Below are 12724 nucleotides of genomic sequence, written 5' to 3'. Positions count from 1 at the left end.
GTCAGCAGCGGCCGTCGTACCAGATCGGCGCCTTGCCGTCCGGGTAGGCGACGCAGATGTTGCCCCAATAGCGCTTGCCGTTCCAGCGGGTGTAGATGCCGTTCGTGCACTGGTACAGGTTGCCGCCGTCGCCGTGGTAGAAGCGGCCGTAGTACGTGCACGAGTACGCGATGAAGTACTGGTTGTTGATCGTGAACGGGGCGCCGCCGCCGCCGTCGCCGGTGTTGGCGGACGCGGTGGCCGGGATCGACATCGCGACTGCTGCCGCGATGATCGTTGCGAGTCTCACGAGACGCTTCATGGACGCCCTTTCGTTGGTTAGGGAGGTGACCCTACCCGACCAACTGACAGCATGTCGCGAGTGACACCGGACCAGATCCCCTCGGGAGGAACGAGGGCGAGTATCGAGACCAAGTCAGGCGTACGAGTAGTCGTCGAGGGGGAAGCTGCCGGCCTCGCGGAAGGCGTTGATCGTCGAGGTCGGGCGCAGCAGCGTCGCCATGCCGTGCTGGTTGAAGTAGTACGACCGTGAGGTCGCACAGCTGCCGTTGACGAACACCGAGTCCTCGACGCGGTCCGTCATCCGGCCGAGGAACTCCGTGTTGGCCTCCTCGGTGACCTCGAACGTCGTCGCGCGCCGCCTCTCGACCTCGCCGAGCAGGCGCTTGACGTGTTTCATCTGCGACTCGATCGTCGTGAAGTACGACAAGCCCGAGTACGAGTAGGGGCTGTTGAGCGAGATGAAGTTGGGGAACCCCGGCACGGTCACGCCTTCGTACGCCTGGAACTGCTGCTCGCGCCAGAACTTGCCGAGGTCCTTGCCGCCACGCCCGATGACCTCGAACGCCGGGAAGTTGGTGTCCCAGAGGTTGAAGCCGGTCGCGAGGACGAGCGTGTCGATCTGCGTCTTCGTGCCGTCCTCGGTGACGATGCCGTCGGGCTCGATGCGGGCGATCGGCGTCGTCTCGAGGTGCACGTTGTCGCGGTTGAACGTCGGGAAGTACGTGTTGGAGAACGTCGGGCGCTTGCAGCCGAACGTGTAGTCCGGCGTGAGCTTCCGGCGGGTCTCGGGATCCTTGACCTGCCGCTCGAGGTGCCGGAGCGCCATCTTCTCGACGGTCCGGTTGAGCAGCTTGGTGCGGCGGTAGTTGAGCACGCCGGCCACCATGATGAGCTCGAGGATGCTGCTGCCGATCGTGCGGACGACCCGCTGGGCGAGCGGCACCCGGGCATACAGCTTCTGCACCCGTCTCGGGATCGCGCCGTCCCGCTTCGGCGTCACCCAGATCGCGGTGCGCTGGTAGACCGTGAGCTCGGCGAGGCGCGGTGCGATCTCCGGGATCAGCTGCACGGCCGTGGCTCCCGTGCCGATCACGGCGGCACGTCGGCCGTCGAGGTCGATCGAATCGTCCCAGCGTGTCGTGTGGATGACGGTGCCGGCGAACGAGTCGATGCCCTGGATGTCGGGAAAGGCCGGCTGCGACAGGAAGCCCGTCGCGGTCATCAGCATCCGGGCGTGCAGGCGTTCGCCGCCCGCGACGTTGACGGTCCAGTGGCCGCTGTCCTCGTCCCACACCGCGCCCTCGACGACGGTGTCGAACCGCATGTGGCGGCGCACGTCGTACTTGCTCGCGACGTGCGTGGCGTACTCCTTGAGCTCCGCACCTGGCGCGTAGAGCCGCGACCAGTACGGATTGGGCTCGAACGAATAGGAATACGTCGACGAGGGGATGTCGACCGCGAGCCCCGGATACCGGTTGACGTGCCACGTGCCGCCGAGGTCGCTCTCGCGCTCGAGGATGACGAGGTCGTCGTAGCCGAGCTGGCGCAGCTGGATGGCTGCGCCGATGCCGCCGAATCCGGCGCCGATGATGGCGGCGTCGTGGATGGTGTCGGACATGAGGCTCCTCATTCAGATAATCAGAATATCTGAAACCAGTAAAGCATCCGCCGGGCCATGTGACAACCCGGATGTCACGGTTGTGGGGCAGGCGATGCGGCAAGATGACGGCATGACGCTCGACATCACCGTGCGCGGGTCCGCCGAGCAGCGTTACCCCGCCGAACGCGCCATCGTGTCCATCGCCGCGGCCGTTGAAGGGCCGGACCGACAGCAGGTCTTCCAGGACGCGGTCGCGATCCATGAACCGCTGGTGTCCCAGCTCCGGGATCTTGTCGGCCTGCACGCGGTCGGCCAGTGGTCGAGCGACCAGGTGCGGGTCTTCAGCCACCGCCCGTGGGATGCCGGCGGGAAGCGCGCGCCGATGGTGCATGTCGCGCGGGTGCAGGTCGAGGCGGAGTTCACCGACTTCGAGCGGCTCAGCGGGTTCCTCGACTTCTGGTCCGGCACCGACGGCGTCGAGGTCGGCGGCATCGCGTGGGACGTCGGGGTCAAGAGCCGTCGGACGTACGAGGCCGAGGTCCGCAAGGCGGCGGTCGACGATGCCGTCGCGAAGGCGCAGTCGTACGCCAACGCGGTCCGTCGCGGCAAGGTCATGGCGGTGCAGCTGGCCGATCCGGGCATGTTGACCAATTCCGGCGAGAGCGCTGCCGGTCTCCCGATGCTGGCCAAGGCCGGCTTCGCCGAGTCGTCCGACGGCGGGCCACAGCTCGATCTCACGCCTTCGGAGATCGTCATCCACGTCGACGTGGACGCCCGCTTCGTCGCCGAGTAGCCCGGCTCCTAGTCGAAGAACACGATCTTGACGAGAGCGAGCGCGCCGATCACCAGGATCACCGCGCGGAGCACGCCGGGTGGGAGGCGGCGACCGATGCGGGCACCCAGGTAGCCCCCGAGCAGGCTGCCCGTGCCGATCAGCCCGACGACCTGCCAGTCGATGCGGTCCCACGCCACGACCATGAACGTGACCGCGGCGATCCCGTTGACGATCGTCCCGAGGACGTTCTTGATGCCGTTGATGTCCTGGAGGCCGATCGTCAGCAGGACCCCCATCAGTCCCACGAGCAAGATGCCCTGGGCGGCGCCGAAGTAGCCGCCGTAGATCCCCAGCAGGTAGATGCCGGCGGGGAGCGTCCAGCGTGACGCCGGCGGGGCTGAGCCGAGCTGTGCGTGACGTCGGGCCGTGCGCCGCTGCATCGCCGGACCCGCGACGACCATGACCAGGCCGAGCAGGATCAGGACCGGGACGACCGTCTTGAACGCCTCGGCCGGGAGGACGAGCAACAGGAGCGCCCCGGTCAGGGCGCCGGCGGCGGACGCCGGCGCCAGGCGCAGCAGGAGCGAGCGATGGCGGAGCGCCTCCGCGCGATAGCCGTGAATGCCGGACAGGCCACCGGCGACCAGGCCGATGTTGTTCGACACGTTCGCGGTGATCGGCGCATACCCGAAGAGCAGCAGCGTCGGGAACGTGATGAGTGTCCCGGAGCCGACGATGACGTTGATCGTGCCGGCCCACACGCCGGCCGCGAAGATGACGCTGGCCTCGAGCATGTGATCGCGCCTCTCGTGAACGTTCTGCCTGATCGAGTGTCACGTATCGCGTTGCCCGGCGGTCATCGGGTCCGGCGAATGCCCTCTGACCTGCGCAAACGTCCGGCGTCGATTTGAGCCGTCAGCATACCGAGCGTACGCTCGACTTATGTGGTCATTGCTGTTCGACCGGGTGACGGCGCTCGTGAGCGGGGCGAAGCTCCCGCGCAAGCGGGTGCGCCTGAGCCTGCCCGGCCGCGGTCCGATGCGCGTCGTCTACGACAAGGCCGTGGTCCACGAGAGCTACAGCTTCCGGGCGCGTGTCCTGCAGCGCACGATCCGCATGGTGTTCAAGCCCGTGCTCCGTTTCACGCCGATCAGCGAGCGGACGTTCGCCGCGATCCGGGCCATCGACGGTCTGCAGACCCACCGCAAGCGCTCGCCCCACGTCACGTTCGACGTCTCAGAGCTGGGCGGCGTGCGCGTCGAGCGGATGACGCACCGCTACGGGCCCGACAGTGACATGACGCTGCTCTACCTCCACGGCGGCGGCTTCTTCTCCGGCAGCATCGAGACGCATCGCCGCATCTGCGAACGGCTCGCGCTCAAGACCGGTGCCACGGTCGTCTCGGTCGACTACGTCCAGCTGCCCGAGGGCACGATCGCCGAGTCGGTGCGGGATGCCATCTCGGCGTACGCCGCCCTCGTCGAGGCCAGTGACCACCCCGACAAGATCGTCGTGGCGGGCGACTCCGCGGGCGGCTATCTCACGATGAAGGTCGCCGAGCTCGCCAGCCGGCGCGGCCTCCCGGCGCCGGCCGCGCTGCTCGGCTTCTCACCCCTGCTCAGCGTCGACCCCGAACGTGAGGACAAGGCCGTCGAGCGCATCGCCCGGCCGCGTGATGCGTACCTGCCGATCCAGCGGATCGCGCACATCCGGGCGCACTGGTTGCCTGAGGACGGCGCCACGATCGAGGGCTACGCATCGCCGCTGCACGCCGCCGCGTACATCTCGTCGCCGACGTTCCTCGTCGCGGTCGAGGACGAGCTGCTTCGGCCCGAGGTCGAGGCCATGGCGCTGTCGCTGTCGGCGCGCGGTGTCGAGGTCGAGACCCACTTGTGGCGCAAGCTGGTCCACGCCTTCCCGGTCCTGGTCGACCTGCTGCCCGAGAGCGAGATGGCGATCCAGCTCGCCGCAGACTTCGCCCGCCGCTCGATCGGCGAGCTCGACCGGGCCCCGATCGAGGACCCGGACAGCCACGAGGAGATCATCTCCGGCGAGCTCGTGCCGGACCGGGACGACTCCGCGGCCTGACCGCGTCACGTCACTTCGCGAAGGCGACCCGCACGCTGAACACGGTGTGCTCGTCCTGCTTGCCGTACGAGATGCCGACTGCCTTGACGGCCTTGGCCTGGTCGATGTCCTTGGCGACATCGGCCGGCGGATCGGCCTCGCTGACCTTGTCGAGGATCGTGCCGACGTCGACGAACATGCCGTAGAGCGTCTGGTCGCCGTACGGCATGACCGACTGGAACGTCGCGTCGGATCCGAGCTTGCCCGAGCCGTCGAGCCCATCGGCGGCGTCCTGGTTGGTGGCGATGACCGCGCCATCGTCCGTCTGCGCCGTCGAGAGGTCGAGGCCCACCTGCGTCGCCAGGGTCGCGAGCCGCTTGGCCAGGTCGAGCGCCTTGTCCGGATCGGTCGTCATCTTGAGCGCCACGTCGAGGGTCGCGACGTCGGCCGGGCCGGAGAACGTGGGCAGCTTCTCGAGGTTCTTCGACCCGATCGCGAGCGTGAGTCCGTCGCCGAACAGCGTCTCGAGGTCCTCCGGCACGTTGAGCCCGGTCTCTTCCTCGAAGCCCGCGATGAAGTCCTCGGGGTCGGGCGACTCGATCGGGTTGTTCTCGAGGTAGGCCTCGAACGCGGCCTTCTCCTCGGGCGTCATGCCCTCGGTGATCGAGGGATCGTCGAAGCTGGACTCGAATCCCTCGGTGAACTGCTCGAGGAATGCGTCGTACTGCTCCGCGATCTGGTCTCCGATTCCACCGCCGAACGACAGCGCGGCGACGGTGTCGGAGGGCAGCTTGTCCATCGAGACCGGCGTCATCTTGTCGACCGAGTCGGTCACGCCGGCGAGCCCCGCGAGCTCGAGCGTCGAGCCGTCAGTCCGCACGGTGACCGCCAGCGTGCCGGCCTGCTCGAGCTCCTTGAGGTTGGCGCCGCCAGCGGTCGCCATCAGGTCCTTGAACTCCGGGAACGAGTCGATGACCTTCTTGGTGTCGGCCCAGGCCGAGGCCACGCCCTGCTCGCCGAGGTCCTCGAAGTCGGCGGCGAATGCCGTCTTCTCGGCCAGGGGCTTCTTCTCGGCGGCCTTGACGGCGGCATCGGCCTGCTTCTGGGTCTCGGCCACGATCGCGTAGCCGTCGAGGAAGGCGACGGCAGCCTTCTCGTCATCACAGTCGAACAGGTCCTTGATGCCGGCCTCAGCCTTCTTCTCGTCCGTCACCTGGATCGCGACGAGCGGGGTCTGCTCCGTGTCGAGGGCCACGCCGATGCGGTGGCCGAGCCACGGCTTGACGTCCTTGTCGTACGTCAGGTCGCAGTCGCCCTCCTTGAGGGCCTCGTCGACCAGGAGCTTGCGGACGTCCTGATCGACGCTCTTGATGCCGATCTCGTCGGCCGCTTCGGGGAACTTGCGGATCAGCTTGAACAGGGCGATCTTCTGGCTCGCCGACGGGTCGACGTCGACGCGGGCGTACGCGATGACCGAGGCCGGCAACACGTCGTGCGGCTGGGCGCCACCACCATCGAGCTTCTTGACGACGGCGAAGGCGCCACCGGCCAGGGCGAGCACGACGACCGCTGCGATCCCGCCGATCACGAGCCGCTTGATGTTGCGACCACCGGTGGACGGCTCGGCCGGAGGAGTTGAGAGCTCATAGGTGATCGGCGGCTGCTCGGTCATGCGGGATCCTTCGAAGAATTCTGGGGGAGTCAGAGGAGACTATCGGAGACTCAGCGCCCGTGTCAGGTTGTCTGGAGGATCGGTCCTACTGCCGGCCGACGGCCTTCGCGTACGTGATCACCGTGGTCTCGAACCGCTTCCCGTTCCAGTCGCCGCAGGTCATCAGGACGAGACCGCTGGCGCCGGTGTCGCGATAGATCCGGTCGGACTCCGCGGCGAAGTCCTCGACGCGAACTTCCTTCTCTGACGTGACGCGATATTCCAGGCTGCCGCGCTTGCCCTTCACGGTGAACCGGTCACCCTTCTCCAGGCCGGCCAGGTCGTCGAACACGCCGTCATCCTGCGACGCGGTATGCCCGACGATGACGGCATTTCCCGGCTGCCCCGGCTGCTGACCGTCCTTCCACCAGCCGGTCTCCGCCAGGCTGGTGGGCACCTCCTGGGCGCCCTCCGGTGTCGTGCCGACCGGCCGGACCTTGGCGTCGACGCCGATCTCGCCGATGACGAGTCGCGTCGGCTCGCCGATCGGCCTGGCCGCCATGCTGAACGGCAAGGTCCTCGTGGGCTTGGGGCTGACTGAAGTGGTGGCCTGCGGGGTCGGAGCCTCGTCGTCGTCGCGCGTCAGCGTCAGCGTCGCCGCCACGGCGACGGCCGTCACGACGACCACCGTGACGCCGGCGAGCATGCCGAACCGGCGACCCCCGCGAGGGGAGCCGCCGGCCGGCTGTTGTTCGGGTGTCACCTAGCGCGCGGCGACACCGGCAGCCGGCGCGACCGTCGGGTGGTCGGACCCGCTCTCGTCACCGCTGTCGGCGTCGTTGTCGCAGTCCTGCGGCACCTCGACGGTGTCGAACTGCACCTTGTCATCGTCCGTGGTGAAGGCGATGAACAGGAGGTCGGCCCGGTGCGTCTTCACGGTGTGTGACTTGCCCGCACCGAGGGTGAAGTCGCCGTCCGGTGCGTTCTCGCCTTCGCTGCCGTAGAGGACCGTGACGCTTTCGTCGACGACGTTCTCGAACGTCACCTCGCCGCACGAGGCATCCACCTTGAGGAGCGTGGCCTCTTCGCCGAAGCATTCATCCGGGGCTGTGTAGTCCCACTCCGTGACCGCACCATCGGCCAGAGCGAAGCCGTCGTTGGCCTCGGCGAAGAAGGTGACCTCGTCACCGTCGGAGAAGTCCGTGCCGTCATAGCTGTCGGCGTCGAGCGCTTCGGTGTCGCCGTCGCCGTAGTCGACGAAGTACGTCACGTTGGGCGTGCTGGGGACGACGACGGTGCAGGGATCCGGGAACGTCACGGGCGCCGGGGTGATGTCCGCAGGCCCTGCGGGTGCCACGGTGACGGTGACCGAGTCAGTCGCTTCGCGGCCGTTCTCGTCGGTCGCGGTGAGGGTGTAGGTGAAATCGCCGGCGGCGGCCGGTGTGACGACCTCGTCACCGGCGGGGTTGGCCTTGGTGCCCGACCACTGTCCGGACGCGACGAGGTCGATCGCTTCGGTGCTGGTCCACGACAGCGTGACGCTCTCGCCCTGGGTGATCGTCGTGTCGGTGACGTTCAGGTCGACGCCGACGGCGGCCTGAGCCGGGCTGGCGAACGCGAAGACGCTGATGACAAGAGCGAAGGCTGCTCCGAAGGAGCTGAGGCTCCGGGCGCGGCGCGTGATGAGCATGGACATGCGAAAGGGACCCTCCGATGAATGGAACGTGCTCCAAGGCACGAGCCGCCAACTCTAGGGCATCGTCGATCACCTGAGCGACGAATGCGTGAAATGTCAACAATCAGGCCCGGGCGGCCGATGACTTCCCACGCGAAGGCGGCTGAAGGTGTGGCTTTCGTGAGGGAGACGGCCGCTCCGGTGTCGATCGCGAGTCACCTGGCGAAGCGACGCCGGCGGCCGGCGCTACGGCCGGGTGGTCGGGACGCTTGCCGCGTCCACTCCCGTTGCCGCTGCCGCTCCCCACCTCATTGCCGCTGCTCACCCCGCTGCCGCAGCCCTGCGGGACGGCGACGTAGTCGGTCTGCGAGCGGGAGCCCCAGCGACTGAAAGCGACGAACCGGAGCCTGGAGCGGGTCGTCTTGACCGTCCGCGTCCTGCCCACGGCCAGCGCGAACTCACCGCCTCCCGGCGGCCGGCCGTCCTTGCCGTAGACGACGATGACGGACTCGCCCAGCACGTTCGTGAACGTCGCCTCGCCGCACGTCGCCTTCACCTTCACGACGTCGGGAAAGCACTTCTTCGGCACGGTGTACTCCCACAGGGCGTGGGCGTCCTCGGCGATCTCGAAGCCCTCCTCGGCGTCGGCAAAGAACACGACGGGGTCGCGGTCGCTGTCGAACTCGGTGCCGTCGTAGGTTCCGGCGGCGATCGGGGCGTGGTCGCCGTCATGGAAATCCACGAAGTAGGTCACGTGGGGCGTGGTCGGGATGACGACGGTGCAGGGGTTGGGAAACCTCACCGGCGCGGGCGTGATGCCCGGCTCGGCTTCGGCGGTCTCCGTGACCGAGTCGGTGATCGTCGTGTCGTTGGCGTCGAGCTTGACGACGATGGCGGCCGGTGCCGGGCTGGCGAACGCCAGGTTGCTGACGGCGAGCGCCAGAGCTGCTGCGAGGGAGGTGAGACTCCGCGAGCCGAGCATGGGCATACGTCAGAAACCCCCCGATGACTGAGACGCGCGGTTCGCGCGCACCGACAATTTTAGGGCCACCGGAGATCGGTGGTCGAGACCGGGACACAAACAATCAGGCTTGACTGTTTGTGGCAATGTCCGCATGCTGGGGTGGTGACGACCGACTCCGGCACCTCGATGCGTACGCCCCAGGGGGAGCGCACCCGCGCGATGCGACTGCGCCTGATGGAGGCGACCGTGGAGTGCCTTGTCGAGCTGGGCTGGGCCGGCACCACGACGACCGTCGTGAGCAAGCGCGCGGGAGTGAGCCGGGGCGCACAGCTGCACCACTTCCCGAGCAAGCAGGACCTCGTGGTCGCCGCCGTCGGCCACCTGACCGAGCGTCGTCGCGAGGACATGAAGCTCGCCGCGGCCGAGCTGCCCGCCACCGGTCGCACCCGGGCGGTGCTCGAGATCCTCAGTCAGCAGTTCGTCTCTCCCGTCTTCTTCGCGGCCCTCGAGCTGTGGGTCGCGGCCCGCACCGACCCCGACCTGCGCGCCGAGGTCGCACCTCTGGAACGCCGGGTCGGACGCGAGACCCATGCGTACGCGGTCGAGCTGCTCGCGATCGACGAGGCGCGCGGCGACAACCGGCGCCTCGTGCAGGCGACCCTCGACCTGCTGCGTGGCCTCGGCCTCGCGGCATCCCTCAGTGATGACACCAAGCGCCGGGCCGACGTGCTCGACTCGTGGGCCGTCGTCCTCGACCACGAGCTGGAGACCTCATGACGAGCATCCTCGACGGCATCCTGTCCGACCTGGTGGACGAGAGCCTGCAGCTCGACACCTGGGTCGCGAGCCTGCCGGCCGACGGCTGGGCGACCGTGACGACGCCTGAGGGCTGGACCGTGGCGCACCAGATCGGCCACCTGCACTGGACCGACGCGGCATCCCTGGCAGCGATCACCGACCAGGACGAGTTCGGCCGGGGCATGAAGCGGGCCGCCGCGAACCCCGCGGGCTACGTCGACGACGGCGCCGAGGAGATGGCGCTGCTGCCGCCCGAAGAGCTGCTCGCGACCTGGCGTGAAGGGCGCGTGGCGCTTGACGCCGCACTCCGCAGCGTCCCCGACGGCGAGAAGATCCCCTGGTTCGGTCCGCCGATGAGCCCTGCGTCGATGGCGACGGCGCGGGTCATGGAGACCTGGGCGCACAGCCACGATGTCGGTGAGGCGCTCGGCCTGAAGATCCCGCAGACCTCGCGCGCCAAGCACGTCTGCCACATCGGCGTACGCGCGCGGGGGTATGCCTACCTGGTCCGCGGGCAGCAGCTGCCGGACGTCGAGGTGCGCGTCGAGCTGACCGGGCCCGACGGCGACGTGTGGACGTGGGGACCGGAGGATGCCCCCGAGCGGGTCACCGGCTCCGGCTACGACTTCGCGCTGCTGGCGACGCGCCGGCGGCACGTCGAGGACGTCGACGTACGAGCCGAGGGCGACAACGCTGCGTACTGGCTGACCATCGTGCAGGCGTTCGCCGGCCTGCCCGGCAATGATCCCGTCAGGCTGGCCGACCGATGACGGCCTCACCAGGCTCAACCATCCGGGTGGGCAACTGCTCGGGCTACTACGGCGACCGGCTCTCGGCGATGCGCGAGATGCTCGACCCGTCGACCAGCTCAGGGAACAAGGGGCTCGACTACCTGACCGGCGACTACCTGGCCGAGCTCACGATGCTGATCCTGGGCCGGGACCGGATGAAGGACGAGTCGCTCGGCTACGCCAAGACGTTCGTCAGGCAGATGACCGAGTCGATGGCGCTGGCCAAGGAGCGCGGCGTCAGGATCGTCGCCAACGCCGGCGGCCTCAACCCGGCGGGCCTCGCCGCGAAGCTGCGCGAGATCGCCGAGTCGCAGGGACTGTCGATCGTGATCGCGCACGTCGAGGGCGACGACCTGCTGGACCGGGCGGACGAGTTCTCGTTCGGCGACGTGATGACCGCGAACGCGTACCTCGGAGCCTTCGGGATCGCGGCGGCGCTGCAGGGCGGTGCTGATGTCGTCGTCACCGGGCGGGTCACCGATGCGTCGGTCGTCGTCGGCCCGGCGATCGCGCACTTCGGCTGGGGTCGCGACGACCTCGACCAGCTGGCGGGAGCCGTCGTGGCGGGACACGTCATCGAGTGCGGCACGCAGGCGACCGGCGGCAACTTCTCGGGGTTCACGAATGTCGACATGTCGACGCCTCTCGGCTTCCCGATCGCCGAGATCGCCGAGGACGGCTCGGTCGTCATCACGAAGCACGAGGGCACCGGCGGCGCTGTCACGGTCGACACCGTCACGGCTCAGCTCGTCTACGAGGTCGGCGGGCCGTCCTATCTCGGTCCTGACGTCTCGACGCGGCTGGACACCATGAACCTGACCCAGGAAGGGCCGGACCGCGTGGCGATCACGGGCGTCGTCGGGGAGCCACCGCCGGCGACCACCAAGGTGTGCCTCAACGCGTTCGGCGGCTTCCGCAACAGCGTCGAGTTCCTGCTCACGGGCCTCGACATCCCGGAGAAGGCCGAGCTGATCCAGCGGCAGATGGAGACCGCGTTGGCGGCCGGCAAGGCGCCGGAGACGGTCGAGTGGCAGCTCGACCGCACCGACACGCCGGACCCGGCGACCCAGGCGCAGGCCACGTCGCTGCTGCGGTGCCACGTCAAGAGCGCCTCACCTGATCCCGTCGGCCGGTCGTTCAGTGACGCCGCGATTCAGCTGGCGCTGGCCTCGTACCCGGGCTTCAGCGTCACGCGTCCGCCGTCGGCAGGCACCCCCTACGGCGTCTACCGGCCGGCGTACGTCCCGCAGTCCGAGGTCCCGCACGTCGTCGTGCACCCCGACGGCCGCCGCGAAGAGATACCACCGCCGCGAGTGGCGCAGAATGGTCGGGTCGAGCCCGCCGAAACCGGCCATATTGCGCCACTCGCGGTGGTACCGCGGGGTGACTGGGTGGGTGAGACCGTGCGGGCGCCGTTGGGACGGCTGGCGTACGCGCGATCGGGTGACAAGGGCGGCGACGCCAACATCGGCGTGTGGATCCCCGCCGACCACCCCGCGCGCGCCGATGCGTACGCCTGGCTGGCCGGCTTCCTCGACCAGGCGACGGTCCGGGAGCTGATCCGCGAGGCGGCGATGCTGGATGTCGAGATCCACCCGCTGCCCAACCTCGCCGCGGTCAACATCGTGATCCGCGGCCTGCTCGGGGAGGGCGTGGCCTCGTCGACTCGCCTCGACCCGCAGGCCAAGGGCGTCGGCGAGTGGCTGCGGGCCCGCGACTGTGCCATCCCGGCGTCGTTGCTGCCCGATGCGATCGCGGAGGCTGCGCTGTGAACGCCTGGGACACACCGGAACGCCGGGCCCTGCGCGAGATGGTCACCTCGTTCACCGAGAAGGAGGTCGTCCCGCACCTCCCGGCGTGGGAGGACGCCTGCGAGGTGCCGCGAGAGCTGCACCAGAAGGCGGCCGCCGCCGGCTTGCTCGGCGTCGCATTCCCCGAGGAGGTCGGCGGCCAGGGCGGCGACCTGATCGACTCGGCGATCGTGAGCGAGGCGGTGCTCGAGGCCGGCGGCTCGACCGGACTCATCGCCGCACTGTTCACCCACGGCATCGCGTTGCCGCACATCGTCGCGTCCGGCAACGCCGACCTGATCGACCGATACGTACGCCCGACACTGGCCGG

At 68.7% G+C, this 12724-nt stretch carries 13 protein-coding genes; 6 read left to right on the top strand and 7 right to left on the bottom strand.

From position 1 onward, the window contains the following. Nucleotide 1: 1 nt before the first annotated feature. Together V6M46_RS19580 and V6M46_RS19575 are read right to left on the bottom strand one after the other, a co-directional pair. Nucleotides 2-289 (bottom strand): hypothetical protein, encoded by a 288-nt coding sequence (locus V6M46_RS19580; protein ID WP_332668207.1) that lies wholly within the window; start codon nt 287-289, stop codon nt 2-4. Between the two features lie 126 nt (nt 290-415). Beyond that, nucleotides 416-1900 (bottom strand): flavin-containing monooxygenase, encoded by a 1485-nt coding sequence (locus V6M46_RS19575; protein ID WP_332668206.1) that lies wholly within the window; start codon nt 1898-1900, stop codon nt 416-418. A gap of 112 nt (nt 1901-2012) precedes the next feature. On the opposite strand from V6M46_RS19575, the gene V6M46_RS19570 reads away from it, so the two are divergent. Then, a complete protein-coding gene (locus V6M46_RS19570) occupies nt 2013-2675 on the top strand; it encodes an SIMPL domain-containing protein (RefSeq protein WP_332668204.1) in 663 nt (220 codons plus the stop codon). A gap of 8 nt (nt 2676-2683) precedes the next feature. On the opposite strand, the gene V6M46_RS19565 is transcribed toward V6M46_RS19570, so the two are convergent. Further along, nucleotides 2684-3451: a sulfite exporter TauE/SafE family protein gene (locus V6M46_RS19565; RefSeq protein ID WP_332668202.1), complete on the bottom strand. Its 768-nt coding sequence runs from the start codon at nt 3449-3451 to the stop codon at nt 2684-2686. A 148-nt stretch (nt 3452-3599) separates the two neighbouring features. Here V6M46_RS19565 and V6M46_RS19560 point away from each other — a divergent pair, with 148 nt between their 5' ends. Then, nucleotides 3600-4745 (top strand): alpha/beta hydrolase, encoded by a 1146-nt coding sequence (locus tag V6M46_RS19560; RefSeq protein ID WP_332668200.1) that lies wholly within the window; start codon nt 3600-3602, stop codon nt 4743-4745. A gap of 10 nt (nt 4746-4755) precedes the next feature. Here the strand turns inward: V6M46_RS19560 and V6M46_RS19555 are convergent, their stop codons facing one another. From V6M46_RS19555 to V6M46_RS19540, 4 genes are all read right to left on the bottom strand, one after another. Next, the gene (locus V6M46_RS19555; RefSeq protein ID WP_332668199.1) at nt 4756-6396 is read right to left on the bottom strand and encodes a DUF3352 domain-containing protein; all 1641 of its coding nucleotides are present in this window, start codon (nt 6394-6396) and stop codon (nt 4756-4758) included. A gap of 85 nt (nt 6397-6481) precedes the next feature. Further along, a complete protein-coding gene (locus tag V6M46_RS19550) occupies nt 6482-7138 on the bottom strand; it encodes a class F sortase (protein WP_332668197.1) in 657 nt (218 codons plus the stop codon). After that, nucleotides 7139-8071: an immunoglobulin domain-containing protein gene (locus V6M46_RS19545; protein ID WP_332668195.1), complete on the bottom strand. Its 933-nt coding sequence runs from the start codon at nt 8069-8071 to the stop codon at nt 7139-7141. 103 nt (nt 8072-8174) lie between these two features. Then, nucleotides 8175-9038: a hypothetical protein gene (locus V6M46_RS19540; RefSeq protein ID WP_332668193.1), complete on the bottom strand. Its 864-nt coding sequence runs from the start codon at nt 9036-9038 to the stop codon at nt 8175-8177. Between the two features lie 138 nt (nt 9039-9176). On the opposite strand from V6M46_RS19540, the gene V6M46_RS19535 reads away from it, so the two are divergent. The 4 genes from V6M46_RS19535 to V6M46_RS19520 all read left to right on the top strand — a co-directional run. Continuing rightward, nucleotides 9177-9791, top strand: a complete 615-nt coding sequence (locus V6M46_RS19535; protein ID WP_332668191.1) for a TetR/AcrR family transcriptional regulator — start codon at nt 9177-9179, stop codon at nt 9789-9791. After that, nucleotides 9788-10582 carry a TIGR03084 family metal-binding protein gene (locus V6M46_RS19530; RefSeq protein ID WP_332668190.1) on the top strand — a complete coding sequence of 265 codons (795 nt, stop codon included), beginning with the start codon at nt 9788-9790 and terminating at the stop codon, nt 10580-10582. Before V6M46_RS19535 ends, V6M46_RS19530 begins: the two co-directional genes overlap by 4 nt. Continuing rightward, nucleotides 10579-12375: an acyclic terpene utilization AtuA family protein gene (locus tag V6M46_RS19525; protein ID WP_332668188.1), complete on the top strand. Its 1797-nt coding sequence runs from the start codon at nt 10579-10581 to the stop codon at nt 12373-12375. Before V6M46_RS19530 ends, V6M46_RS19525 begins: the two co-directional genes overlap by 4 nt. After that, on the top strand, nt 12372-12724 hold a 353-nt coding region (locus tag V6M46_RS19520), incomplete at its 3' end, for an acyl-CoA dehydrogenase family protein (protein WP_332668186.1). The genes V6M46_RS19525 and V6M46_RS19520, both read left to right, overlap by 4 nt.

Source organism: Aeromicrobium sp., from assembly GCF_036676885.1.
GTDB lineage: Bacteria > Actinomycetota > Actinomycetes > Propionibacteriales > Nocardioidaceae > Aeromicrobium.
The sequence above is the reverse complement of the archived record's forward strand: the minus strand, read 5'-3'. Positions and strand labels throughout refer to the sequence as shown.

Excerpts from the sequence above, each read along its gene's own strand:
- V6M46_RS19560 (WP_332668200.1), top strand. The coding sequence starts at position 3,600 with ATGTGGTCATTGCTGTTCGACCGGGTGACGGCGCTCGTGAGCGGGGCG.
- V6M46_RS19565 (WP_332668202.1), bottom strand. The coding sequence starts at position 3,451 with ATGCTCGAGGCCAGCGTCATCTTCGCGGCCGGCGTGTGGGCCGGCACG.
- V6M46_RS19545 (WP_332668195.1), bottom strand. The coding sequence starts at position 8,071 with ATGTCCATGCTCATCACGCGCCGCGCCCGGAGCCTCAGCTCCTTCGGA.
- V6M46_RS19575 (WP_332668206.1), bottom strand. The coding sequence starts at position 1,900 with ATGTCCGACACCATCCACGACGCCGCCATCATCGGCGCCGGATTCGGC.
- V6M46_RS19555 (WP_332668199.1), bottom strand. The coding sequence starts at position 6,396 with ATGACCGAGCAGCCGCCGATCACCTATGAGCTCTCAACTCCTCCGGCC.
- V6M46_RS19570 (WP_332668204.1), top strand. The coding sequence starts at position 2,013 with ATGACGCTCGACATCACCGTGCGCGGGTCCGCCGAGCAGCGTTACCCC.
- V6M46_RS19530 (WP_332668190.1), top strand. The coding sequence starts at position 9,788 with ATGACGAGCATCCTCGACGGCATCCTGTCCGACCTGGTGGACGAGAGC.
- V6M46_RS19540 (WP_332668193.1), bottom strand. The coding sequence starts at position 9,038 with ATGCCCATGCTCGGCTCGCGGAGTCTCACCTCCCTCGCAGCAGCTCTG.
- V6M46_RS19525 (WP_332668188.1), top strand. The coding sequence starts at position 10,579 with ATGACGGCCTCACCAGGCTCAACCATCCGGGTGGGCAACTGCTCGGGC.